Source organism: Vibrio crassostreae 9ZC13 (assembly GCF_000272045.2).
GTDB classification, from domain to species: Bacteria; Pseudomonadota; Gammaproteobacteria; order Enterobacterales; family Vibrionaceae; genus Vibrio; species Vibrio crassostreae_C.
Genome location: NZ_AJYZ02000042.1, coordinates 226658 through 251307 on the forward strand (window position 1 = coordinate 226658; position 24650 = coordinate 251307).

25 protein-coding genes and 1 pseudogene are annotated in these 24650 nt (G+C 43.7%); 10 read left to right on the forward strand and 16 right to left on the reverse strand.

The window, feature by feature from the left end:
* The first annotated feature begins 118 nt into the window (after window positions 1-118).
* The 7 genes from A136_RS19635 to A136_RS19665 all read left to right on the forward strand — a co-directional run bounded on the left by A136_RS19635 (window position 119) and on the right by A136_RS19665 (window position 8224).
* Window positions 119-1495 (forward strand): O-antigen ligase family protein, encoded by a 1377-nt coding sequence (locus A136_RS19635; protein ID WP_017063897.1) that lies wholly within the window; start codon window positions 119-121, stop codon window positions 1493-1495.
* Window positions 1496-1587: 92 nt separating this feature from the next.
* Window positions 1588-2373 carry an acyltransferase gene (locus A136_RS19640; protein ID WP_017063898.1) on the forward strand — a complete coding sequence of 262 codons (786 nt, stop codon included), beginning with the start codon at window positions 1588-1590 and terminating at the stop codon, window positions 2371-2373.
* A complete protein-coding gene (locus tag A136_RS19645; protein ID WP_017063899.1) occupies window positions 2366-3484 on the forward strand; it encodes a glycosyltransferase in 1119 nt (372 codons plus the stop codon). Before A136_RS19640 ends, A136_RS19645 begins: the two co-directional genes overlap by 8 nt.
* On the forward strand, window positions 3481-4905 hold the full coding sequence (locus A136_RS19650; protein ID WP_017063900.1) for a GumC family protein: 1425 nt from the start codon (window positions 3481-3483) through the stop codon (window positions 4903-4905). Before A136_RS19645 ends, A136_RS19650 begins: the two co-directional genes overlap by 4 nt.
* 365 nt (window positions 4906-5270) lie before the next feature.
* Window positions 5271-6371, forward strand: a complete 1101-nt coding sequence (locus A136_RS19655; RefSeq protein WP_017063901.1) for a glycosyltransferase — start codon at window positions 5271-5273, stop codon at window positions 6369-6371.
* Window positions 6368-7555, forward strand: a complete 1188-nt coding sequence (locus tag A136_RS19660; protein ID WP_017063902.1) for a glycosyltransferase family 2 protein — start codon at window positions 6368-6370, stop codon at window positions 7553-7555. Before A136_RS19655 ends, A136_RS19660 begins: the two co-directional genes overlap by 4 nt.
* A gap of 9 nt (window positions 7556-7564) precedes the next feature.
* Complete coding sequence (locus tag A136_RS19665; protein WP_017063903.1) at window positions 7565-8224, forward strand: sugar transferase; 660 nt, start codon at window positions 7565-7567, stop codon at window positions 8222-8224.
* Window positions 8225-8463: 239 nt separating this feature from the next.
* Here the strand turns inward: A136_RS19665 and A136_RS19670 are convergent, their stop codons facing one another.
* The 11 genes and pseudogenes from A136_RS19670 to artP form a co-directional block, all read right to left on the reverse strand.
* Window positions 8464-8979: a GNAT family N-acetyltransferase gene (locus tag A136_RS19670; protein WP_017063904.1), complete on the reverse strand. Its 516-nt coding sequence runs from the start codon at window positions 8977-8979 to the stop codon at window positions 8464-8466.
* Between the two features lie 78 nt (window positions 8980-9057).
* The gene (locus A136_RS19675; RefSeq protein WP_017063905.1) at window positions 9058-9339 is read right to left on the reverse strand and encodes a hypothetical protein; all 282 of its coding nucleotides are present in this window, start codon (window positions 9337-9339) and stop codon (window positions 9058-9060) included.
* Between the two features lie 194 nt (window positions 9340-9533).
* Entirely contained in the window at window positions 9534-9938 is a 405-nt protein-coding gene (locus A136_RS19680; RefSeq protein WP_017063906.1) for a DUF1801 domain-containing protein, read from the reverse strand.
* Between the two features lie 104 nt (window positions 9939-10042).
* A pseudogene (locus tag A136_RS19685) lies at window positions 10043-10494 on the reverse strand (hypothetical protein).
* Window positions 10495-10520: 26 nt separating this feature from the next.
* The gene (locus A136_RS19690) at window positions 10521-10943 is read right to left on the reverse strand and encodes a hypothetical protein (protein ID WP_017063908.1); all 423 of its coding nucleotides are present in this window, start codon (window positions 10941-10943) and stop codon (window positions 10521-10523) included.
* 521 nt (window positions 10944-11464) lie between these two features.
* Complete coding sequence (locus tag A136_RS19695) at window positions 11465-12007, reverse strand: hypothetical protein (RefSeq protein WP_017063909.1); 543 nt, start codon at window positions 12005-12007, stop codon at window positions 11465-11467.
* Window positions 12004-13089, reverse strand: coding sequence for a hypothetical protein (locus tag A136_RS19700; RefSeq protein ID WP_017063910.1), 1086 nt, complete (start codon window positions 13087-13089; stop codon window positions 12004-12006). The genes A136_RS19695 and A136_RS19700 overlap by 4 nt, the downstream gene beginning before the upstream one ends.
* Window positions 13090-13428: 339 nt before the next feature.
* The gene (gene artM, locus A136_RS19705; RefSeq protein ID WP_017063911.1) at window positions 13429-14097 is read right to left on the reverse strand and encodes an arginine ABC transporter permease ArtM; all 669 of its coding nucleotides are present in this window, start codon (window positions 14095-14097) and stop codon (window positions 13429-13431) included.
* Window positions 14094-14780 (reverse strand): arginine ABC transporter permease ArtQ, encoded by a 687-nt coding sequence (gene artQ, locus A136_RS19710; RefSeq protein WP_017063912.1) that lies wholly within the window; start codon window positions 14778-14780, stop codon window positions 14094-14096. Before artQ ends, artM begins: the two co-directional genes overlap by 4 nt.
* 3 nt (window positions 14781-14783) lie before the next feature.
* Complete coding sequence (locus tag A136_RS19715; RefSeq protein ID WP_017063913.1) at window positions 14784-15515, reverse strand: lysine/arginine/ornithine ABC transporter substrate-binding protein; 732 nt, start codon at window positions 15513-15515, stop codon at window positions 14784-14786.
* Window positions 15516-15635: 120 nt separating this feature from the next.
* Entirely contained in the window at window positions 15636-16364 is a 729-nt protein-coding gene (gene artP / locus A136_RS19720) for an arginine ABC transporter ATP-binding protein ArtP (RefSeq protein ID WP_032545343.1), read from the reverse strand.
* Window positions 16365-16927: 563 nt separating this feature from the next.
* On the opposite strand from artP, the gene A136_RS19725 reads away from it, so the two are divergent.
* Complete coding sequence (locus A136_RS19725; RefSeq protein ID WP_017063914.1) at window positions 16928-18763, forward strand: ABC transporter ATP-binding protein/permease; 1836 nt, start codon at window positions 16928-16930, stop codon at window positions 18761-18763.
* Between the two features lie 180 nt (window positions 18764-18943).
* Window positions 18944-19408: an acyl-CoA thioesterase gene (locus A136_RS19730; protein WP_017063915.1), complete on the forward strand. Its 465-nt coding sequence runs from the start codon at window positions 18944-18946 to the stop codon at window positions 19406-19408.
* A gap of 203 nt (window positions 19409-19611) precedes the next feature.
* Here the strand turns inward: A136_RS19730 and A136_RS19735 are convergent, their stop codons facing one another.
* A complete protein-coding gene (locus A136_RS19735; RefSeq protein WP_017063916.1) occupies window positions 19612-21867 on the reverse strand; it encodes a peptidase U32 family protein in 2256 nt (751 codons plus the stop codon).
* Between the two features lie 173 nt (window positions 21868-22040).
* On the opposite strand from A136_RS19735, the gene A136_RS19740 reads away from it, so the two are divergent.
* The gene (locus A136_RS19740) at window positions 22041-22634 is read left to right on the forward strand and encodes a glutathione S-transferase (RefSeq protein WP_017063917.1); all 594 of its coding nucleotides are present in this window, start codon (window positions 22041-22043) and stop codon (window positions 22632-22634) included.
* A gap of 179 nt (window positions 22635-22813) precedes the next feature.
* Here the strand turns inward: A136_RS19740 and A136_RS19745 are convergent, their stop codons facing one another.
* From A136_RS19745 to catB, 4 genes are all read right to left on the reverse strand, one after another.
* Window positions 22814-23263 (reverse strand): GyrI-like domain-containing protein, encoded by a 450-nt coding sequence (locus A136_RS19745; RefSeq protein ID WP_017063918.1) that lies wholly within the window; start codon window positions 23261-23263, stop codon window positions 22814-22816.
* A gap of 67 nt (window positions 23264-23330) precedes the next feature.
* Window positions 23331-23564: a hypothetical protein gene (locus A136_RS19750; protein WP_017063919.1), complete on the reverse strand. Its 234-nt coding sequence runs from the start codon at window positions 23562-23564 to the stop codon at window positions 23331-23333.
* Between the two features lie 8 nt (window positions 23565-23572).
* Window positions 23573-23824, reverse strand: coding sequence for a Rho-binding antiterminator (locus A136_RS19755; protein ID WP_004733849.1), 252 nt, complete (start codon window positions 23822-23824; stop codon window positions 23573-23575).
* Window positions 23825-23994: 170 nt separating this feature from the next.
* Window positions 23995-24627: a type B chloramphenicol O-acetyltransferase gene (gene catB, locus A136_RS19760; RefSeq protein WP_017063920.1), complete on the reverse strand. Its 633-nt coding sequence runs from the start codon at window positions 24625-24627 to the stop codon at window positions 23995-23997.
* Between the last annotated feature and the right edge of the window lie 23 nt (window positions 24628-24650).

The window sequence follows — 24650 nt, forward strand, 5'->3', positions numbered from 1 at the left end:
AAGTTAAATAAAATGCATAACTGGCACTCACTTTGCAATCTTTAACATCAGGCGTAACTACGTCTTAAAAAGATTACGAGCCGAGTCCTAAAGAGTTTATTTGCCAATAGAGGTCACAATGGTCAACCCTGAAGCCAATAGATTGCCAGTCATCATCACGATCAGCACCTTGTGTGTTGGGCTTGGTGTTGTTTGGTACTTTGTGCCTCACCCTGCTGTCATTGTGGCGCTCGCTCTTGTGCCATTGGCCGGGTTATTCGTGTTAAACAAAACATTCTGGTTAGTTCTATTGTTCGTTGTCTTTTCATTTTTCCGAATTCACGAAGCTATACCTCAGCTCTATTCGCTAAAAATACCGCTGATGCTTTCATTAGGCGCTCTGTCGGCTCTTCTATGGCATGCATTAATCAGTAAAGAACTTAAAATCTTCTGGCACCCTTGTTTAAATTGGCTCGCCATATTTTGGGTATTGGTTTTCATTGGTATTATCTTCGCGTCCAACAGGCCAATAGCACTAGCAGAATTCAAGGGCGTTTATTGGAAAATTATAGTGATGACGCTTGCGATTACTTGGCTAGTAAACACCACGGAAAATCTCGCAAAAACCGCGATGACGATCATCTACGCTGGCGCTTTAGTCAGCTCTATTGCCGTGTACAACTCAGTAAATGGTATTGGGCTTGTCGAGGGCTCACGCGTGACTATTGGCCGCGATTTTGGCTCTATGTTAGGTGACCCGAACGACCTAGCACTGGTACTGATGTTCCCACTCGCCTTTACAATAAGCCAAGCCACCACGACTGGCATCTCACGATCCAAACGTTTAATCAGTGCCTTAGTTTGTCTGTTACTGCTCGCCGCCATTATTGCGACTCAAAGCCGTGGCGGATTACTGGGGTGTATTGCGGTGATTGGTATTTTTGCGTGGAAACTAGTGCGCTCTAAAGTTCTCTTAATCTCCGTAGGAACTGTCGTGGCCGTAGTGCTCTACTTGGTTGCTGGGATCTCAGACAGATCTTCTGGTGGTGCCGCTGAACAAGGTATCGATGAATCTGCAATGGGGCGAATCTATGCTTGGGAAGCGGCAGTAAAAATGGCAGTTGAAAATCCACTGACTGGCGTAGGGTTGAACAACTTCTTCTCGAACTACTTCTTTTATAGTTCGCACTGGGACGGACTGAATCACGCCGTTCACAGTACTTGGTTTGGTGTGTTAGCAGAGACTGGCTTTATTGGTCTGATCATTTTTGTCTGCCTTATCGTTTCTTTGATCAAAACCTCTCGCTCTACGCTAACGAGATTAAAAAACTCGACCACAGAAATCTCCCCCGAGCTTAATGCGGTCGCCTATGCGATCTATGCAGGTCTGATTGGCACAATAGTGTCGGGGACATTTTTGACTCAAGGCTTCAACTGGCCGATTTATATCCTCGCAGCACTCACAGTTTGCGCCTCAAACGTATCTCAAACTGCCTGTCAAAATGAGAAAACCTAAAAGCTATATTTTAACTCATTGAAAATATTATATTTATTAAATGGCACAGTATATGAAAGTACTTCTATATAACAAAACAGAGGATTTTCATTATGACGTCAGTATCTATACATCAATTCAAACATTGGCTTAAGTTTCATCCTAATTCTCGAATTAGAAATGTGTTTTTCATTTTGAAAGACATCAGAAGCGCAGAGCTACCTACCCCTCAAGTACTTAATCGCTGCCTATATCAAGCGCACAAGCTAGTGGTGAATCTGGTTTCTGGCTTTACGCGATTCTTTTACTGGACTCCGGCTTTCAAAGGTCGTGTGGCTCAATGTGGCAAACGCCTGTATTTGTATGGTGGACTGCCTTTCGTCAGCGGTCCGGTGCAAATTACGATTGGCGACAACTGCCGTATCTCTGGCCACACGACATTCTCTGGTTGTACTCAACAACTTGAAGGCTTGGAACACCCACTATTGTCGATTGGCAATAACGTCGACATTGGTTGGCAGTCGACTATCGCTGTTGGAGGTAAAGTGGTTATCTCTGACAACGTACGAATCGCAGGCGGCGCTTTTCTATTTGGATACTCTGGACACCCGCTTGATGCAAAACGCCGAGCGCTAGGTGAAGGTGACGACCCTCAGCAAATCGGTGACATCATTCTTGAACCCGATGTTTGGTTAGGCACGAATGTGACGGTTAAAGGTGGCGTAACCATCGGCGAAGGTGCCGTAATAGCCGCAGGCAGCGTAGTAACAAAGAACATCCCGGCTTTTGCAATCGCAGGTGGCAACCCAGCTCGAGTTGTCGGTCACATTAAACCCGTTGAAGTGACAGAATCCGATATGTTCGATTCGTTAGAGACTCATGGAGGTGACCATGCGTGATTTAATCGTATTTGGTGAAGACTTTGGTGGCCTACCTTCATCGACTCAACATTTAGTTCGTCACCTTGCTAAGCAGCACAAAGTCTTATGGGTCAACTCAATTGGCTTAAGACAACCGAAGCTGTCCGCCAAAGATGCAAACCGAGCGTTCAACAAGTTGTTTGGTAAAACCAAGGCCGTAACTCAAAACATGCTCGACTCTGAGGGACACGACAACATTACTATCGTTAACTTAAAGACAATCCCTGCGCCTGCTTCTAAATTTTCTAGAAAGTTGGCTCAGCAAATGATGTTGCACCAACTAAAACCGATTATTGCGGAGCTTAATCTGAACGCGCCTATCCTATGGACTTCTCTTCCGACCGCTATTGATTTGTGCGGACACTTAGGCGAGTCATCTGTGGTCTATTACTGCGGTGATGATTTTAGCGCGCTGGCTGGTGTTGATCATGACACCGTTGCACAGCACGAATCAGAGCTAATCGAAAAATCAACGCTTATATTCGCGGCTAGCAAAAAATTGATGGGTAAATTTCCAAAGCATAAAGCGCACTTGCTACCACATGGTGTCGACGTAGACCTATTTTCAACACCCGCACCAAGAGCAAAAGATTTACCAAGCAACCACCGCCCTATTGCTGGTTTTTATGGCAGCCTTTCTAAGTGGCTTGATTATGAAATGATTGATCATGTTGCGAATGCGATGCCGGAATGGGACTTTGTTTTCATAGGTCCAAACGAGCTTGATAAGCTCATGCTGCCTAAGTTGAGTAACGTACATTACCTTGGCCCTCGTCCACACCACACGCTACCAAGCTATTCTCAACACTGGGATGTGAGCTTGTTGCCGTTTGTTGATAACGAGCAGATCCGAGCGTGTAGCCCACTCAAACTAATGGAATACCTTGCGGCGGGCACACCCATTATCACAACACCGTTCCCTGCTTTGGTTCCATATCAAGGGCACGTAACCACGGTTGGCAGTGCCAACCAAATGATTTGGGCGCTTGATCATGCACGCGAGCTAAGCAACTCACCTATCTCTGTCGTCGAACAAGAGAGCTGGCAGAACCGTGGTAACTTCGTACATTGGATGTTGGAGCTATTATGAATAATCTGAAATTGCGGTTATTAGTCATCATCAATGCGATGTGGCGCCAACGCTACGTTATCGTTCTGCCAATGCTTATTTTGCCCTTTGTAGGCTTTGGTGTGAGCAAGTTGGCTCCAACTAAATATGACGCGCATACCAGTATGTTGATTCAAGAAACGGCCAAGATGAATCCATTCTTGGAAGACATTGCCGTTTCGACGATGCTCAAAGATCGACTTAACGCATTGAGAACACTGCTTCACAGTCGACATGTGCTTTACTCGGTCGCTGATGAACTGCAATTAACCACGCCAGATATGCCTGAAATTGAGAAACAAGAGATCATTACTGACCTGTCTCAACGTCTAACGGTGACTCAGCTTGGAAAAGATTTTCTAAAGATAAGTCTAACGTCGAACACACCAAATGGAATGGAAGCGACGCTGCGCTCGGTAAGTGAACATTTCATTGAACAGTTACTCGCACCGGAACGTTCATCGATTGAAGATTCAAGTAACTTCTTGAAAATCCATATCGACAAACGTAGCGCAGAGCTTGCAGAAGCAGAAGAAGCGCTAGCTGCATACATGAATGAGAATGTTCATTCGACGCCTGAGGTACAGAGCCAAAGTTTGAATCGCTTAGCTTCACTCAAACAAACACTGGCAGAAAAAGAGGCCGAGTTATCGGGTGTCGAAAAAAGTTTAGGGTCAATCGACCAACAACTTTCAAGAACCAACCCTGTGATCGGTAAATTAGAAGACCAGATCATCGACATTCGTAGCGACCTTACCTTGTTACAAGCTAAATACACGGACAAGCACAGTGCTGTGCAAGCTAAAGTGCGTGAGCTAGACAGACTAGAGAATGAACGTAAGAGTTTGCTCGAGGTAACCCAGCCAACGATGAACAGCGACCAGCTTTGGGACATCGCAAGTAGTACGACACTGAACAAACTTTCTGATACCCAACCTCTTCTGGTCACTCAATTACACAGCCTACAGCTGGTTCGTGCTCGCTTTGAGTCTTTAACTGAAGAGACCAAAAGCCTTCGAACTATGATTTTCGAATTAGAACACAAGGCCAATAACTTCGGCGAAAATGCAAAAGAGATGTACCGCCTTAAACGTCAAGTTGAAATCAAACGTCAACTATATGATGAACTGACAGAGCGTTATGAAATGGCTCAACTAACGGGTTCGCTTGGTGTATTTGAGCAAAACAAACGTGTGAAGATTATCGATTTGCCTTTCACACCGAGTGTCAAATCTAACATGCCGACTTTTGTTTTTATTCTGGCTGGATTCGTTGCAGGTATCGGACTGGGTATTGGTTTAGCGGTATTGTTTGAACTGTTTGATTCTTCAATCAAACGCAAAGACGAAATCGAAGATATCTTGGGTGTCCCTGTGATAACGGTGATCCCTAAAATGAGCTAGTCAGCCTCAAAGCCATTTATGACTTGCTAGATTCACAGCTTTCAAATTTCCTAGCTTCGTGCATCCTAGAGCAAAACGCCAACACTCGGTTGGCGTTTTGTTTATTTAGAGCCCCAGTTCTAATGCTACTTTCGATTTACCCAGCCCTATGATTCAAACTGCCATTCAATTGTATTTTGTTTTGATTCCCATTTTGAGAAATGAAAACTGCCCTAGAATTGAATAATCTAAACGCATGAAAAATATAGGTTATTTAATTGGCACAACTCCTGCAATCTCCTTGTGTAGTTAAACGTTTTAAAGAAGTTACTTCAAGAGAAACGTCAGAAAGGCGAAATAAGAATCACAAAGGCAGGGTCCAAACTATGAATACGCATTTAACGAAGCATGGCAAAATGATCATACACGTTGTTCAGCACCTTGCACCGGGTGGATTAGAAACCCTAACTCTGGATTTGCTCCGCCTTGCTAAACCAACAGACCAAGTGTTGATTGTCAGTTTAGAGGGTACTAAACAAGAGTCTATAAACAACTGGCCGAAGCTAGAGCCATACAAAAAGCAAATCGTCTTTTTGGATAAAGCACCAGGCGTACAATTCAATATCATTATTAAGCTAATTAAAGCCTTCAACGCGATTCGCCCTGATGTGGTTCATACCCATCATATTGGCCCACTGTTATACGCTGGTTATGCCGCTCGCGTAACCGGGGTTCCAACTCGAATCCATACCGAACATGACGCGTGGCATCTGAACAACAACAAACGTCGTCGATTACAAGCGCTTGCTTTAAAAGCTGCTCAACCAACGTTAGTTGCCGACGCGACACGTGTTTATAACCAACTACGCACTGCTTTTTCTTATGAGAACATCATTACCATCAAAAATGGCGTTGATTGTGAGAAGTTTAAGCCGATGTCGAAAGAACACGCGAGAGCAAAACTAAACCTGCCGACAGACAAACACATCATCGGTTGTGCAGGTCGACTAGAACATGTCAAAGGCCAAGACCAACTTATTAAAGCACTGACTCTTTTACCTGCAAACATGGTTGTCGCATTGGCTGGCGGCGGTACGAAACGCAATCAACTAGAGCAACTGACTAGCCGCTTGAATCTGAGTGACCGAGTCATCTTTCTTGGCTTAGTTGAAGACATGACCACGTTTTACGGAGCGTTGGATACGTTCTGCCTACCTTCACGCCACGAAGGACTGCCGCTTTCTACACTAGAAGCTCAGGCGTGCAACATCCCTACCGTCGCAATGAATGTAGGAGCTGTCGATGAAACCTTATGTCCAGTCAGCGGCGCCCTCGTCAAAAGCGGCAGCATTGTGGGGTTAGCTAGTGCGCTATTAGAAAAGCAAAATGAACGCTTTTTGTCACCTCGTCGTTACGTACTCGAAAACTTCGACATCATCAAAATGGTTTCGTCTTACAACGATATATCAGAAGGAGCTTACGCATGATTGATTGGTTGCTTGCGGGACTTTGTTTGTTTTCAGGTGCGTTGATTGTCTATCATCACGCAGCCTACCCTTTGTTACTGCGTTGGTATGCGAAAAGCCACCCCGCACGCAAAGTTGAAGAGAGTCATCGTTGCTACAAAGAGGAACAGCAAGATGGCACGTTGCCGACCATCACCGTTCTTGTTCCTGCATTTAACGAAGAACAGTGGATCGCAGACAAGATTCGTAACCTTGCTTCACTCGATTACCCAAAAAAGAAGTTGGAAGTCATTATCGCTTGCGATGGTTGCACTGATAACACAGTCGCCATTGCACAAATGACCATACAAGAAGCGATGTGCAGTGATGTTTATTTTGAGATACATGACCATCAAGTAAACCGAGGTAAAGTCGCGGTTGTTAATGAAGAAGTGACACGTATAACCAGTGATATCACGGCGATGAGTGATGTTTCTGCCCTTATTTCATTGGATGCTTTGCTTATAGCTGCCGCTCATTTTGAAAGTGACAAGGTTGGAGTGGTAAACGCAACGTATCAACTTTGTCCAACAGGCAATGAAGGCGAAAACACGTATTGGCAGTACCAAACCGCGGTTAAAGAGTCTGAGGCTTCGTTAGGTTCTAGCTTGGGTTCTCATGGCGCTTTCTACTTGTTTAGAACACACCTGTTTGAACTGCTTCCACTCAACACTATTAATGATGATTTCATCTTACCGATGCAAATCGTTAAACAAGGTTACATCGCCGAATACGAAACCCAAATGGTGGCATTAGAGCTAGAAGAATCGAACCTAGAAACAGACTTCAAAAGAAGACTTCGTATTTCAGCGGGCAACATGCAACAAGCGATTCGATTATTTGCCTTGTTCAGCCCGAAGTTTAAAGGCATCGCGTTTGCGTTCTTTTCAGGAAAAGGACTTCGCCTACTCACTCCATATTTAATGATTGTGTGCTTAGTGTGCTCAATCTTACTTAGCAACTACTTGGTATTTGAAGCGCTGTTATGGGCTCAAGTTGCCGTTTATACCATTGGCGTCCTTGGCTGCATCTTGCCAAAGCGTCTAGTAAACAAACCTATTTCATTAATCTCTTATTTGATAGTTGGACACTACGCCAACTTCATTGGTGGCATTCGTTACCTAATCGGACTAGAAAACTCACCTTGGACACGAGCAAATCATTAAGGACTTATTATGATGAACATCGAACAGCTATCTACCCAAAACCTATACCAATACAAAATCTCACGTGCTAAACGTACTTTCGATTTTGTAAGCTCACTGATTGCTTTGATTTTGCTAGCGCCCGTATTCCCGTTGATTGCGATGGCGATTGCACTCACTTCTCGTGGCCCTATTTTCTACCGTCAATTGCGCGTTGGTAAATCGACACCGGAGAAAATGGAAATCTTTGAGATCATGAAATTCCGTAGCATGTACGAGGATGCAGAAACTCGCTCTGGTGCAGTTTGGGCTACCGCGAATGACCCACGAATCACGCCTGTTGGCCGCTTTTTGAGAAAGACACGTCTTGATGAACTGCCACAACTGATCAATGTACTGAAAGGTGAAATGTCTCTAATTGGCCCGCGCCCTGAACGCCCTACTTTTTACACCAAACTAGAGAACGAAATTCCTTACTTTGCCGACCGTACATACGGTGTAATGCCTGGTATTACAGGGCTTGCACAAGTAAATCAAGGTTACGACACCTGTATTGATGATGTACGTCGTAAAGTAGGTTTTGACCACAGTTATGCACTAAGCCTATGTTCGGTTAAGTCTTGGATTGCCGCTGATCTCAGCATCATCTCTAAAACAATCATCGTAATGGTAGATGGTCGAGGTCGCTAAACCAGTATGGTCTAATGTGGATACAAAGCCTGTTTTCTATAAAGCCTTAGGGGGCGATTGGAGAGTCGCTAATGAAACACAGAGTGCCGAATTAGCCCACGTTAACTAGACTCGCTGCTCTCGGTTCTCAGTTGAATTGTGTAATAAGGTTTCTTCCCTATCAATTGACGTAAACATTGGCAATGAATGTATAACGCAGATGTGGCTTGAGTTAGGGATTAGAAATTAAGAGCTCAGAGTTAAGAGTTAAGACGAGAAAGCTTATATTCATAGAAAACCACAGCACTTTCGTCAGAGGCTTGCTCAACAAAACCTAGCTTTTTAAGTAAGTTGGCAGAGGCTATGTTTGAACGATCGACACCGCCAATCAGTGTGGACCATGACTCGGTTTTTGCGACTTCTGTGATGAAACTCTGCAATAACTCACTCGCGAAACCCTTGCCCCAGAACTCTTCTGCAAGCAAGTAGCCAATATGAGCATCACTTTCGTCTTCTACATAAGCGAACAGAAAACCAATTAATTGATTATCGTTGGATTTCACTTGAAGTAAGCGGCTCTCCGACAACATTCGATCGAGCCAAATTTCAGCCAGCTCACCTGACACAATACCATGAAAGTATGGTGGAAGGTTTTCAACGACTGACGGGATTAGAATGCCAGGTACTCGCTCAAGCAGAGCCGAACGTTCAGGAACAGTAAGTTCACCTGCGACTTCTTCTACTTTTAGTCTTTGAGTTTCAAACGAGATCGCCATGTGTCCTGCCCAATTTGATAAAAATGTGGATTATACACCTGAGTTCTCGTGTTGGCTTCGTTTCCAGGCTAAAGCAAACTAAAGAACTGCCACGCCTTCAACTTCAATCACTGAGTTAACATTTGCTCGCTCGATTATCTTGAGTAACGTCGTTTGAACTAATTCATTATCTCGGATTTCGGTTTCACAAGAAAAACGCTCTTCTTGAACACCATCGCCCTCACCCAGCATAAATTGAACCGCGACTTCCGTTGCGAGATCTTTGGTCGCTCCGTAGTACGCTAACGTGATTTTTGGGTATCCGTGGTCGCCTTTTTTAACCTGCTTTGCGATACGTTTTTTGGCTTTATCTAAATTCATACAACTTCCTTTTAAGTTTGAAATACAAGGTGACTAGAACACCTTTTTAAACGGTAAGCAATACAATCAGCGTTGGTTATAGAGATTCCCTAGCCTCTTGATACTAATCAAGATGGTACACTCTTAACGCTTTAAAGAGTGATAGCTAGAACACAGATAACCAGTTTAAGAAATATAATGACAGCGCGTAAGAATTACGCGCCAAGAAGCGGTAGATGTTTTCGTTGTTGATAAGTTAAGGCTAACTCTAAGCACTGCTTGATTGGTGCTTTGGGAAGTGGTTCAGTTAGGTTCAAGACGATTGCCCGATTACCTTGAAATACCAATGTGCCATCGTGCAATTCTCTGAATGTGTCGACTAGCTTCGTTTGACAGTTAAAGAACAAGTAATAGTTGTTTGGTGACTTCAATTTCCAGTCGATTCGAATTGGGCTGCCCGTCTTAACGCTGTAACTCGGCTCGCCCCATTTCAGAGACTCTTCGACTTCACCTAGTTCCAAATCAGAGCAAAGCTCAAAGATTAATGAACGCAACTCTTCAAGCCGAGCTCGAACATCATCGGGATACTCGTCGAAATGTGTTTTGATTGCTCTGTCCATTCAACCTCCGATTCATTTGTTGTGATATTAAAGTCCAGCTCACTTAAAGCATAGAACCTTAAACATTAGCCCAACTTTAAACGAAAAGTGCCAAGCCTAATAAATCATTTTTCGTTTATCTGTTCGTTAGCGGTTTCAAGGCCAGCTTTAAACCGTCCGTATCCTTACAACCAATGTAAACATGCTTTCCATTACTTAAGCTTAACTTAAGCGCTGAACCTATCGATGCATTATACAACCAACCATCGCTCAGCATTCGGATACCAATACCTTGATACCACTTGCTTTGATAGAACGATGTCTCGGTAATGTCTGACACTTCTACATTCTTACGCAAAAAGCCAAAGCCGAAATACCAACTTAGTACATTGTCTTTGACCTCAATGGTCATGGAGAAAAAGAGCAAAGCAATTAAACCATTGATGGCGTGAGCGACTAATGTCCCGGGGTTATTATCCGAGGTAACGACAATGAAAGCACTTATCGCAACAAGGATGAGCAGCAATCCCTTGTTGAATTCCTTACTATAAAACACAGCGACAACTCCTATAGACAACGAACAACCCACTAACTAGCCAACAGTTATCTTACTGCAGCCTTTCTAAATAATCGTAGCAAGTAATGCAGGCATACTCCCACAACCAAACCAAGTAGCATCGCCTTGATACTACCAACCCAAAGTATCAAGCCAGAATAACCTTGTCCCGGACCTAAGCCTTGTTTATTAATCACATCGACGAACATAAATCCGTTCCACAGCACATGCAGTGAGGCTGTAAATCCATGCACACAAATTGCGATGGTTCCAAGTAACTTGTACTTGCTAATGACTGGTGCGCCACAAAAAATGACAACAAGCGCAAAGGTAAAAATCAGAGGGCCAGACAATACTAAAGTGAGTGTGGTTACTTCAACGTGGCTCTCTATGCCATAACTGTATGTACAAAATACCATTGTCATTGAAAACAAAAGCGAAATGAGTGCGAACCATAGCGTTCTATTCATTGGGGTTCCCTGCCTTAATAGTGGGTTTAGGACAAATTCGATAATCGACAGGAAGAACTAATTACCAAAAATACGGTATGAGAAATGCCCTTGTTACTCTACTATTCGATGGACGACTCAGACTTTCATAAACCCAATGTAACAGAAGACTTAGAACACAAGGCAATATTGCTTCGGCTATATTGAACCACGAGCATAGACTGAAGACAGGTGCTACGACGGAACAAGTAAGGTAGGCTCTACTCATCAAACGATGAGCAATCCACGTATATCAGCATGAGAACCGACGACATTACTTGCTTCATCTATGTGATAACACTATCCCTTAAATAACAAGAAAGGCTCTATAAATGCGGGAGCAGAAACTTCTACGCTCTTATTGACAGAGGGGGTCATATCGCCCAATTAAGGTGTGAAGCACGCTACCACAGCATTTGAATAGAGCATCTTAATCACTAAACTTGATTCAAACCAAAAATGCCAAGCGTGCTGAATCACTCTTAAATTGTTTGTTAACTGGCTTAGTGACGCTGGTTATGTGAACGCTCATTCCTAGTTTTAGCTTCTGCAATTTTGCCCTTAACATCTTTCAGCGCAGATTTTGTTTGTAGAAATGTTGCAAACAAAAGATACAACTGAATGATTGCTAGTACCACGATTGTAAAAAACAAAATTCCTCGTAGGTAATTACGATACTCATTCAAAAAGCTGATTTGGACAGCAACTTCTTTAACGAACGGAATCCCAACACTAATTGCGATAACAACAATTGAGGTAATGATTGTTTTTATAAAACCAAGCAATACATTATTATCATGTTGCGCTTGTTCATAAACAGCATCATTAGCAGCTTTTAGAGCCAGTTCTGTCGATGCCAAAGCCTTAGGATATACAAGAGCTAACCAGGCACCAGTTACGCCAAAGATTATAGCTGAGACGTTTCTAATCTCCGACAATAAACTCGCTTGCTTGGCGTAAGAAATATTCATACCCAAAGTCACTGCATAATACGAACCCAGAAACGTAGCAACTAGCAGAATGAATTTTGCTAATTTAGATTTCATGCGCTCTGTCGTTGCTCCAAAGTTGACACGTTATCTTCTAACAAGTTGACCAGTTCACTTCGATGAGAATGTAGTGTCTGAAGAAGTACATCACCTTTAACTAATTGTCCTACCAAAACCCACTCAATATCGACCGTTATTTTTATTTTTGCAAACGACTTACTCAACCACTCTGTTTTCTCAGCGCCAAAACCATTGTTGTCAGGAAATACAAAACCTACGTCTTCCCAATTACTTTTACTTGGTGAAGTCTCGTATGTTGAGAACATTTCTTGAACTTCACTCTCTGTCGGCGTGTAGCTAAATTCATATTTAAGAGACACATCATGATCATGAATCGCTGTTTCGGTTGATATGCCGACACGGCTTTTTAAGTTGTCGATTAAGCCTTTATCTGCGACTTGTCCACGTTCGAGGTTGATACGGCGAACTACTCCACGAATATGCTGACAGTTTGAAAGTATGAGGTGTCTTTTCGAAGGGTTTCGATACAGTTGTTTACTAAACCTAGGTTCAAGATCGTTGTGAATCGTGCCATAAGCAGACCGATAACCGATAAACTGATCACTTTCATCAAAAGTTGCAAACCTACTTTCAGTACGGAAAAAGCTCTCTAACCAATAACTAAACGCATTCATACCTGAGCGAGGATTACCAAAGGTAATTGTAGCCATTACAGATTTAGACGGTATGAACCAAAAGTAGGTTGCATATCCTGGAATTGAACTTTCCGGCAAGTTCCCTTGGTGAAACGTTTGCTCAGAAACATTCGTCAACTGAGTTCCTGCATCCAAAGCATAGACGGAATCACCACTGGCATGTGTTCGGTTCCAAAAGCAAAATAGGTAGTCATCATTATATTTTTGCGCAGAAACCAAATACGTTTCTAAAAACTCTTGTTCAAAATCTTCGCCGACCTCGTAACTACACGTATTCAGAACTAAGCGCCCTGGCTCGGCAGCCCAGTTATAGATATTGTGTAAAATTTCGTTGAAACTCCCCAATGTGCTTTGACGAGCCCTAGCTTTAAACAGCCCGCAATGTTTCACATCGTAAAATCGAATACTCGCTCTTTCTGACATATTTCACCATTATTATTTGTATTGTGCAGGGTTCACCTGCCAGTTAACAGCTATTAGACAGAAAAATTCTGCATTTAAATATAGGATTTTTCTATCTAGTTTCATATGTACAGCAATTTACCACGATTAATCACAGAAATTCAGTGACTTAAAACATAGATAGACTCATTGAATGACAAAATGCAGAATATTTCTATATAGTATGAATTTCGCAAAAACCCCGCTCTACTAGATATAAAAACAGTACCACTACACATACCCCAAACACAAAAAAGCCTGCCATCTATGCGAACATAAATGGCAGGCTTTATACGTTAATTAAATTTGTTTGTGGCTAGCTTACGCGGCTTCGAATGCGAGGGCTTTCTTCTCTACTTGGCGGAAGATCAGCGTTAGTATGCCGTTTACTGCTAAGTAGAATGCGCCGGCGATACCAAACACAGTAAGTGTGTCGTAGGTTTGGCCGTTAATACGCTGAGCGTAACCCATCAAATCCATTATGGTGATGGTGCTTGCCAGTGACGTGCCTTTGAATACAAGAATCACTTCGTTCGAGTAAGCTGGAACGGCGCGACGTAGTGCGTATGGAAGCAACACTCTAAGCGTTGCGATTTTGTCCATACCAAGTGCGCGACATGCTTCCCACTGCCCTGCTGGAATCGCGTTGAATGCACCTCTGAACAGTAGCGTGCTATATGCTGCAGTGTTCAAAGCCAATGCTAACATTGCACAGAACCAAGGTTGACTTAACCAAGTCCACATGAAGCTTTCACGAATCCAATCGAACTGACCCGGGCCGTAATACACCAAGAAGATTTGAACCAACAATGGTGTGCCAGTGAACAGCGTGATGATGCCACGAGTGAACCAGTGAATCGCCGGTATTCTTAGAATTAGCGTTACCGTCATCAGCAGTGACAAGATACAACCAACCAGCAATGAAGCGCCTGTGAGTTGAAGACTGGTCACTAAGCCTTCAAGCATTTGAGAGAGGTATTGTTGATTCATGCCATTGCCCCTTTGTTACCCAAACCTTGAATAGATAACTTACCATCAATCACTTTTACCAATCTTTGTGTGATTAAAGTGATGACCAAGTAGATTGCTGCTGCGGTCGCGTACCAAGTAAATGCTTCGTGCGTTGCCGCTGATGTTAGTTGTGCTTGTTTCAGCAAATCTGTTACGCCAATTAGCGAAACTAGCGCGGTATCTTTCAGTAACACTAACCATTGGTTGGTTAACCCTGGTAGTGCGTGTCTTACCGCTTGAGGTAACACGATACGAAAGAATGCACGAGACTGAGAAATACCAAGCGCGCTTGCTGCTTCTCTCTGCCCTTTGCTTACTGCTTTTAATGCACCACGCAAGGTTTGCGAAGCGTAAGAAGCAAAGATAAGTGACAGTGCAACAACACCAGATAAGAACGGGCTCACTTCTATGAAATCGCCAGTGATCATGAACAGAACTTGTGTCGAACCAAAGTAGATAAACAGTACGACCAGAATTTCTGGTAAACCACGAACAATCGTCACAAATGCAGTCGTTGGCCATTTGATTGCAATACGACGAGACATCTCACCACTTGCAAACAAAACTGCTAGAACCAATCCAACCAATAGGCTTACGAACGCAAGCTGAACAGTCATCCAGCTTGCTTCGACGAGCCCTAAAGAGTAACCCGTTAATTCCATAAATTACTTACCGAAGTACTTGTTGAAGATCTTGTCGTATTCGCCGTTCGCTTTCACTGCTGCAAGTGCAACGTTAAGCTGATCTACAAGTTCTTGGTTGCTCTTGTTTACTGCGATGCCAAAGCCGTTACCGAAGTACTCTTGGTTTGTTACTTGGTCGCCTACGTACGTTAGGTTGTCTTCTTTCTTGAACCATTCTGCTACAACGGCTGTGTCACCGAATACAGAATCGATACGACCGTTCTTCATGTCGATGAATGCATCTTGGTAGCTTGAGTAAGGTACCGCTGTTACGCCAGTCATTTGCTCAAGTAGGAAGCTCTGGTGAGTAGAACCGTTTTGAACGCCAACACGCTTACCTTCTAGTGCTGCTTGGTCTGCTACTTTGCCTTCGAAAGAAATGAATGCTGCAGAGTTATCGTAGTATGCGTTAGAGAAGTTCACTTGTTTAAGACGCGCTTCTGTGATGTCCATTGCCGAGATAGCGGCATCGTAACGTTTGAATTTAAGTGCAGGGATCAAGCTATCGAATGCTTGGTTGTGGAAAGTACAGGTCGCTTTCATCTCTTCACAAAGTGCGTTTGCTAGGTCTACGTCAAAACCTTGAATTTGGTTGTTCTCATCCATGTATTCGAATGGTGCGTACGTTGCTTCCATCGCGAATTTGATTTCTTCTTGAGCTGCTGCGTTAAAAGAAGCAAGGCCGATAAGTGAAGCTAGTAGAATCTTTTTCATTTTGTTACTCCGAATACTGTGTAATAGCGGCCTGTGGCCATTCTTATAATTTGATTGTTTTAATTGATGTTGTGTTTAGCTAGATCTAGTGAGTCAACTTTCTTTTAATAAGTGACTTACTTAATGAGTCAGATACTCGGCAAACTCAGGTGTCTGCGGATTAACGAATGAATCGCTGGTGCCGTGTTCAACGATGTACCCTTTCTCTAGGTACAGAACGTGGCTAGCAATCTTCTTCGCGAAATCGACTTCATGCGTCACGACCACTTGGGTAATGCCCGTTCCGCTCAATTCTTTAATAATGCTCACGACTTGGTTGGTGATCTCAGGATCAAGCGCCGCTGTTGGTTCATCAAACAACAACACATCCGGTTTCATCATCAGCGCACGTGCAATCGCAACACGCTGTTGTTGACCGCCAGACAGTTGAAGTGGCCAAGCGTCTGCTTTGTCGGCAAGTTGAAGTGTCTTTAGGACTTCTTGCGCTTGCTTAATCGCTTCTTGCTTATCCAAACCCGCCACTTTGGTTGGTGCTTCAATCAAGTTTTCCATCACCGTCATGTGTGGCCATAAGTTGTATTGCTGGAACACCATGCCGACTTTACGACGAAGTTTAAGCCCCTGCTTCTCTTGGATTTGGCTTGAAAAATCGAATTGCTCATTCGCAATGTCTAATTCGCCGTTGTCCGCGATTTCAAGCAGGTTCAATACACGCAGTAATGAACTCTTGCCCGCGCCGCTTGGGCCAAGCAATACCAAGGTTTCGCCACTCTCACAGTCGAAACTGATGTCGTGAAGAACTTGGGTATCACCGTATGATTTGTTGATGCTCTTTACTTGAATACTCATGCCACAATACTGCATTAATTGTCATTTGTTGGTTATTCTATTCAATCCGAGGTTTTATGCAAGAAAAATGTATAAAAAACTACTTTGTTGAATTTTTGTAACAAATATTCCACAAAAAACAGTCGCTATAACTGGTCTTACAACCAAAACTCACAAGTCATTGATAAAGCTAATATCGAGATAAATAGCAAACGTTTTGCTATCAATTTATAAATCATTGCACGGTTGCTTGTTTATGTGTGCACTCTCCTATCAACGCTAATTTACTTGCATAAAAATTAGGGTTAAATAGCTTGATTTCCTATCCAACTGACTGGATCAAAATGCTTAGTTTTCCTTTAAGGTCGTTTCGAATTATTCACTTAGTGTTGATGAAATATTGGAAATTGAGTTTCCTAGGGAGCGTCACAGCGCAATAAATGCTTTAATGGGTTCGATTCTCAACAACAATTACTGCCCAGCGAACAACGCGCAGTACAGGCAATAAGTCATAAAGCAATTAGCCATAAGCAACAAGCAACAAGCCATCTATTTTTAAAGCGATAACACATTAAGGCAGTCATATGCAAAACGATGTCTCTTCTACGCTCGACTCGAACCAGCGACAGACTCAGCGATCGACTCAACAAGCGCCAGAACCCAAACCTGAGAAAAAAAGCCTCAGTATTTTGTTTGAGCTGAGTAAATTCATTCAGCCTTATAAAGGTCGTGTTATTGCTGCGTTGATCGCGTTGATCTTCACAGCGAGCTTAACCCTTTCAGTCGGACACGGTATTCGTCTTCTTATCGACCAAGGCTTCAGCCAACAATCGTTGTCAGACTTAGGCAGCGCGATTCAATTCATCATGGTGGTGGTCGTGCTGATCTCGATTGGCACCTTCTTCCGCTTCTATTTGGTCTCTTCTGTTGGTGAGCGAGTAAGTGCGGATATACGCCTGTCGGTTTTCAATCATGTCGTGACGCTGCATCCAAGTTACTTCGAGACCAATGGCAGTGGCGACATCATGTCGCGCATTACTACGGATACCACTCTGCTTCAAAGCATCATAGGTTCATCGTTCTCTATGGCGATGCGCAGCGCGTTGATGTGTATTGGTGCGATCATCATGCTGTTTGCAACCAATATTAAGCTGACGTTGATTGTATTGGCCTCGGTGCCGTTTATCTTGATTCCGATCCTTGTTTATGGGCGCCGTGTAAGAGCCCTATCTCGCCAAAGCCAAGATTCCATGTCTGATGTGGGTTCTTACGCAGGTGAGGCAATTGAGCACATTAAAACGGTGCAAAGCTACAGCCGAGAAGAGCAAGAGAAAGCATCATTCGCGGTAGAAGTGGAAAAGGCGTATGAGATTGGTCGCCAGCGTGTAAAACAGCGCGCGATTCTTATTTCTGGCGTGATCGTGATTGTATTTAGTGCTATTTCAGGCATGCTTTGGGTAGGCGGCAGTGATGTTATCAACGGCACTATGTCGGCTGGTGACTTAGCCGCGTTTGTGTTCTACGCAATTATGGTTGCTTCATCGTTAGGTACGATTTCTGAAGTGATGGGTGAACTGCAACGCGCGGCAGGTGCGACCGAGCGATTAATCGAGATCCTACAAGTTGAAAGCCATATTGTTGCGCCAGTTGCGAATCCAACTTCGCTTGCTAACGTAACGCCAGAAGTTGCATTTGATGATGTGACCTTCTGTTATCCATCAAGACCGGACCAACCCGCAACAAGCAACCTCACGCTTACTGCCCATGAAGGCAAAGTGTTGGCACTGGTTGGCCCGTCTGGCGCAGGTAAAACTACCCTGTTCGAACTGCTGCAACGTTTCTACGACCCACAAGTGGGTAAGGTCACCTTAGGCGGTGTTGAACTGAATCAGTTTGATCCTAACGAGCTAAGAAAGCAGATGGCATTGGTGCCGCAACAACCTGCTCTGTTCAGTAACGATGTGTTCCATAACATTCGCTACGGCAACCCGCAGGCAACAGACGAGCAAGTGATCGAAGCGGCGAAGAAAGCGCACGCACACGAGTTCATTCAAAACCTACCTGATGGCTACAACAGCTTTCTTGGTGAACGTGGTGTAAGGCTTTCTGGTGGGCAGAGACAACGTATTGCTATCGCACGTGCCATCTTGAAAGATCCAAATATTCTATTGTTGGATGAAGCAACCAGCGCACTAGACAGTGAAAGTGAGCATCACGTACAACAAGCGTTAGAAGAGTTAATGCGTGGCAGAACGACGATCATTATCGCCCATCGATTATCAACAATTAAACACGCCGACCAAATTGCGGTGCTCGATAAAGGACAACTAGTAGACATCGGCGACCACCAGTCTCTCATCAATAGCTGCGAATTGTACCAACGCTTGGTTGAGCTGCAATTCAAACACCTTAGTGCCTAACTATTGAGTGGATGTGCAACTAAGTAACTGACATTGTGTGGTTTCAAGCTTCAAAAACTTAAATCACGCGTGTTGCAGTTTTGTTAATTTAGCGGTAGGGTTTTTATTCCAATAACAACTTATTCCGATGAAGGATAAGTAAATAACGTTAATTACACAGATAACAATAAGAGAGTTCGCATGGAAGCACTATTATCTGACTACCCGGTAGTAACAGAAATCCCTGTCGCTTGGGGAGAAATGGACGCACTCAATCACGTTAACAACGCCGTATATTTTCGCTATTTCGAAACCGCTCGCTTAGATTTTTTCAAGCACGTTGAGTTGATGGAAGAGATGGCGATTACCAAAGTTGGCCCTGTTCTTGGTGACACTTACTGTAAGTATTTCCGCCCAGTCACGTATCCAGATACCTTGATGGTCGGCTCACGTGTTACCGATATTCAAGATGACCGATTCACCATGGAATACGCGATTGTCAGTAAGGCTCAACAGAAACTGACGACCGTTGGCACTGCGACTATCGTGATGTTTGATTTTGCTTCGAACCAGAAAGCCCTGCTCTCGCTGCGCTTAACCAATGAAATCGAAAAGATGAACACGTTGAAGAGCCCATGCTTCAAACAAGAAACAGTGACGGAATAACGTATTCGCTGATTGAGAAAGACTCAGAAAGTTTCAGACATTAAAAAGGCCACTCGATTGAGTGGCCTTTTGTTTATTGGTTCAGAGTGCTTATAAGCGGTTGAGCGTTATAAACCTTGAACGCTCTTTGCGTTAGAAGCTATAAGCCTTACAGCCCATAGACATTGAACCCTATAAACCTTGTACGCTATAGACCTTGCACCCTATAAACCTTGAACGTACTGAGCATTAGTTCGAACTTCAACCATCTGCTCTAGGTTCTGTTGTGAACCTTCAACGCCGTTCAGTAGCGCTTCGAAATGCTTGATAAGCTCAACTTTGTCTTTCACTTCTTTAGAACCTGCACCGATGTTGGTTAGGTCAATGAAGAACTCGTCGAACAGACCAGAGAAGTCAGTTACTGCGTCGTGGTTCAAGAACTGCTCGTGGTTGTAAATGCTTGGGTAGCCACCCTTCTGTTTATCAACCGCAAAAGAGATGCCTTTCACGTTGGTAATCGTGGTCGCTTTCTCACACTTCAACATACAACCTGCTTCGATGCTTGGCTTGTTACAACCCACGGTTCTTTGGAAGAAACACTGACGGCTGGTCATCATCAAGATTGGGTGGTAAATGCTGTAGAACAGTTTGAAGTTCTCTGGGCGACGAATATGACGAATCTGACCTTTGTTGATCTCGTTCGAAATGAATGCGCCTGCACAGTTCAGCTCTTCTTTCAGAGTAACCAGTGCGTGAGAGTTGGTCGTGTTCATGAACGGGCCTGCAACCCACTCAATACCCATCTCGTAAGCTTTGTAAGCAATACCCGTGTTGTTGGTTACGATGCGAGCTGGCTTGATCTCTTCAAGAATACGAACCGCTTCGTCGTAATCTTTACCGATCAATACCGCTGGGAACCAAGGAATCAAACGTGGGTTTGCTGCCAAGATGTCGATGTACTTGTTACAACGCTTCTTGAAGCTTTCTGGAAGTTTGAAGTAAACATCCGCGTCAGTCACGTCACACAGGTGTAAGTCTTCTACATCGGCGATAAGCATCGACATAGTCGGCTTCTCGTTCACTTTAGGGTGCTGAGGCAGTGCTGGCACTTCAACGTGCTTAATCACTTCCACAGAGCCGTTCAGAATGAAGTCGATCTCGTCTTTTAGGTCTGAAACTTCTTTTAGAGGAATCAACAAGCCTGCATCCACTTCACTGAAGTCGTGGCTTTCTAGCGTGTGAACTGCACTCTTCACGTTTTTGAAGCGCTTCTCAAGTAGCTCTTGAGTAATCGCCTTCTCTTCAACCGCTTTCAATAGCGATTTAGATTGAAGAGTAAAGTTCTCTTTTGGCGTGTTCACAGTCACCGTAAATGGTTGACCCACTTTTGCGCTGAACGACAGTGCTACTGGTGTCTTGCGAATATCAAGGAACTCGATCTTGTCACGCATTTCGTTACCAAGAACGTCTTTCGCTTGGTGAAGTTCGTTGGTCACTTCTTGAATCTGTACAACTGAGATTTCGTTGTTCTGCTCCGTCGCTTTTTCAACAGCGTAGTTCATGCTGTTGTCGCGCGGGTTATCGATGAACATGTCTTTCGTTAGGTTGCCCTTTAGGAAAGAGTTGGTGAAATCACGGTTGAATACTTTGTGTAGGTTCGAATCGTCTTCGATCAACAAACCACTTTCTACAAAGCTATCAATCTGTTTACGCCATGTGTCTACCACAGTGTAAACGTAGTGTGCGCCTTTAATACGGCCTTCTACTTTCAATGAGTCGACTTTCGCATCAACCAATTCAGGTAGGTCGTAGTAAGCTGAGTTATCTTTCAGGTTAAGCGGGAACTTGTTGCCCGCGTTGGTGATTTCGTACTCATCACGACACGCTTGGCTACAACGACCACGGTTACCTGAGTTACCCACACTTACTGAGCTTGAGTAACATTGACCAGAGAATGCGATACACAGAGCGCCGTGTACGAACACTTCGGTTAATACGTCGTGATCGTGTGCCACTTCCGTCAGCATCTTGATTTCAGGCAGGTTCAACTCACGAGACAAGTTAACGCGCGTCGCGCCAATCTTAGACAAGAACTTAATCTGACCTTCGTTGTGCGTAGTTAACTGAGTCGACGCGTGAACGTCTAACGATGGGAAATGCTTCTTAACCAGGTTGAATAAACCCAAGTCTTGAACAATGATGCCGTCCACTTTGGTGTTCACAAGCTGGTTCAGCAGTTTGGTGATGCTCTTAGTCTCGTGCTCCAGTAGCACAACGTTAAGAGTCAGGAACACTTCACAGCCGTATTCATGAGCAAGGCGAATCACACCATTCAATTCGTCTAACGACAGGTTAGAGGCTCTGTTACGAGCGTTGAATGTGTCTAAACCACAATAAACTGCATTAGCACCCGCTACGATGGCGGCTTTTATCGCTTCTACATCGCCACCTGGGGCTAATAACTCAATTTTTCTGCTCATTTTTGAAGTCGCTCACTTACTTATAATTTTTAAGCCGCGTATTCTACCCACATCACGATCTCTTTACCACCGTACAACACTTTTCAAACTAAATGACCTCAATAATGCCGAACGAATCCGATCTACCTATCCTTTATTCTTTACGCCGTTGCCCTTATGCAATGCGCGGACGAATGGGCATCGCACTATCACAGCAAAAAGTGTTACTTCGAGAAATCGTTACCAAAGACAAGCCTAGCGAACTATTGGCCAGTTCGCCAAAAGGAACAGTGCCTGTATTGGTGTTACCCAATGGACAAGTCATTGAACAGAGCTTGGATGTGATGAACTGGTCACTTCAACAAAACGATCCTCAAGATCTTCTGCGTTCAAGCAATCCAACGCTTAGCGAACAAGTTCAGCAGCTCATTAAAACCAACGATGAAGAATTTATTGGTCACTTAGAAAGGTATCGTGCATCGGTTCGTTACCGAAACATCGATGTTGAACAACGCCGACAAGCCTGCGAAACCTTCATTAAGCAGTTAGAAGTGCGACTTACCGATCAGCCCTACTTTTTTGGAGAAAGCCCAAGCTTGGCCGATTTTGCGGTGATGCCTTTCGTCAGTCAGTTTGTGCGAGTCGAAAAGAAGTGGTTTGTGAAATCGGAATATCAAAACGTAGGACGTTGGTTAAGAGCGCACCTTGAAAGTAAGCTCTACACCCAAGTCATGAAGCAATACCCTTTGTGGAATGAAACCAAGCACGATTGTCTTTTTGGTGGATAATGGTAATTCAAGGATAGAGAAAGCGTAGTAATCAAGATAAGTACGTGACACTGTATCTTCTTTGTAATGAGCAGATATTCAAAGGCTTAACTGGGTTTCCGTTGTCTCTTTACCGGTAACTACTGTCTCTTAACTGGCAAACACAGTCTAAGCTAAGCCTTTTGTTCATTTTAACCTGATCACTGAATCGCTATCGAAATCTCGACTTCAGTTTCACCTTTGTATAGTTCAAAATCTGTCGTGTAAGTTCTCACATGTGGGCAGTCAGCAGCGCTGAAATACGCCCACACTTCACCCCATAGGTCGATCACAGCTTGTGGTAATTCACCTTCAGCAGAAAACGTTAAGTATTTACCTGATTGTATTGCGGTTTCTACAAGCGTATCAACATTCTGATCCGTAAGTGCATTAGTACACGCGATAACATCAAATTCGCCCGTAAAGTCAGACTCGTAGTTAGTGTAAACGCCATACACTTTTGAATCCGGTGTTAATTTCGGAAATGCTTGGTCAAAAAAGCCCTGCCACAATTGCCCTATCTTGGCTCTTGCTGGGTCCATCTCATCGGTATTGGTGGTTCTTACTGAAAAACCATACGCCTTTACGGCTTCTATCGTTTCAACTTTCATTCGTTCTATTCCTAAGCCAATTGACGATCTAACTGTATTGAATCCAATGTTTTATAAGATAACGATGCTAATCTTGTATCTCTTTATGGCCACATTTTTCACAGACAAGGTGACGAGAAAACTCATCCATTGACGCGACAAACGGGCCAAGGAACCAACCTTTTATCATGCCTGCCCAAAACTCGCTTCGCTTTTGGTTAGGTTTCTCTGCAAACGCACTCGTCTTTCTGACCAACACAACAACATGTTGTGTCTCTTCTCTGCACGCGGTGCAATAGCATTGTTCTATGGTGTTATTCATTTGAAAGCCTATGACGTTTTGAATGAAATCTGCTGAAAATGAGGGTTGTCGACACAAACTTCTAGTGTGGAAAGGTCTGTGAGTACGACAAGTTGTTCTACACCTTGAATACTGACCTTAATGCACTCTTCACGGCTATCATTGCGTTGAGTATCTAATCCGACACATTCAATCTGCTCGCCAGATTTCAGCGTTAATTTGATTGGGTATCGGTGCATACACACAATCTCAATATAATCGTAATCGTTGCAACTAATCATAATACCCTTCCAATTCATCCACCACGCTAATGCGACATGCCATACTATTCAATATCTTTACAATCAATAAGTTACTCGTATCACAATCGCATTGCCATAATCAGATTATTGAGTAATTTGTTAAATTTAATCTCGTTCTCACCATTCACATTTCATCTGTGAACGACAATTTAAGGCTTCAAGAATCCTTTCCAATAATGGTACAAACCACCAATGTCTGAAGAACACATTAGCGACATTGCGCCTTTGATTTGTTCTTCGCTCCATTCCCACCATTTCATTTCTAGCAACTGAGCGATTTCAGTCTCATTGAAACGATAACGGATATGGCGTGCTGGGTTTGAACCGACAATCGAGTATGGCGCGACATCTTTAGTCACAACCGCTCGACTTGCGATGATGGCTCCGTCACCAACCTTAACACCACTCATGATCATGGCTTCTGTACCAATCCACACATCGTTACCAATCACGGTATCACCAGAGCGTTCAAAGCCGTCTATCGCACCTTCAAACTTCTCATCGTCTTGATAGAAAAACGGGAAGGTACTCACCCACTGGTTTTGGTGGCCTTGGTTGCCCGCCATCATAAACACGGCGCCAGAACCAATCGAGCAGTAGCTGCCAATGATCAGCTTATCGATGTCGGTTCTATCCGGTAATAGGTAACGCGCACAGTCATCAAAGCTGTGGTTATGGTAGTAACCCGAGTAATAGCTGTGCTCGCCCACGATGATGTTCGGGTTGGTCACTTGTTCTTTGAGTGACTTTCCAACAAACGGGCTTTCAAAATAGTTTTTCATGGTTGTACTCTTAGTTTCGTTCT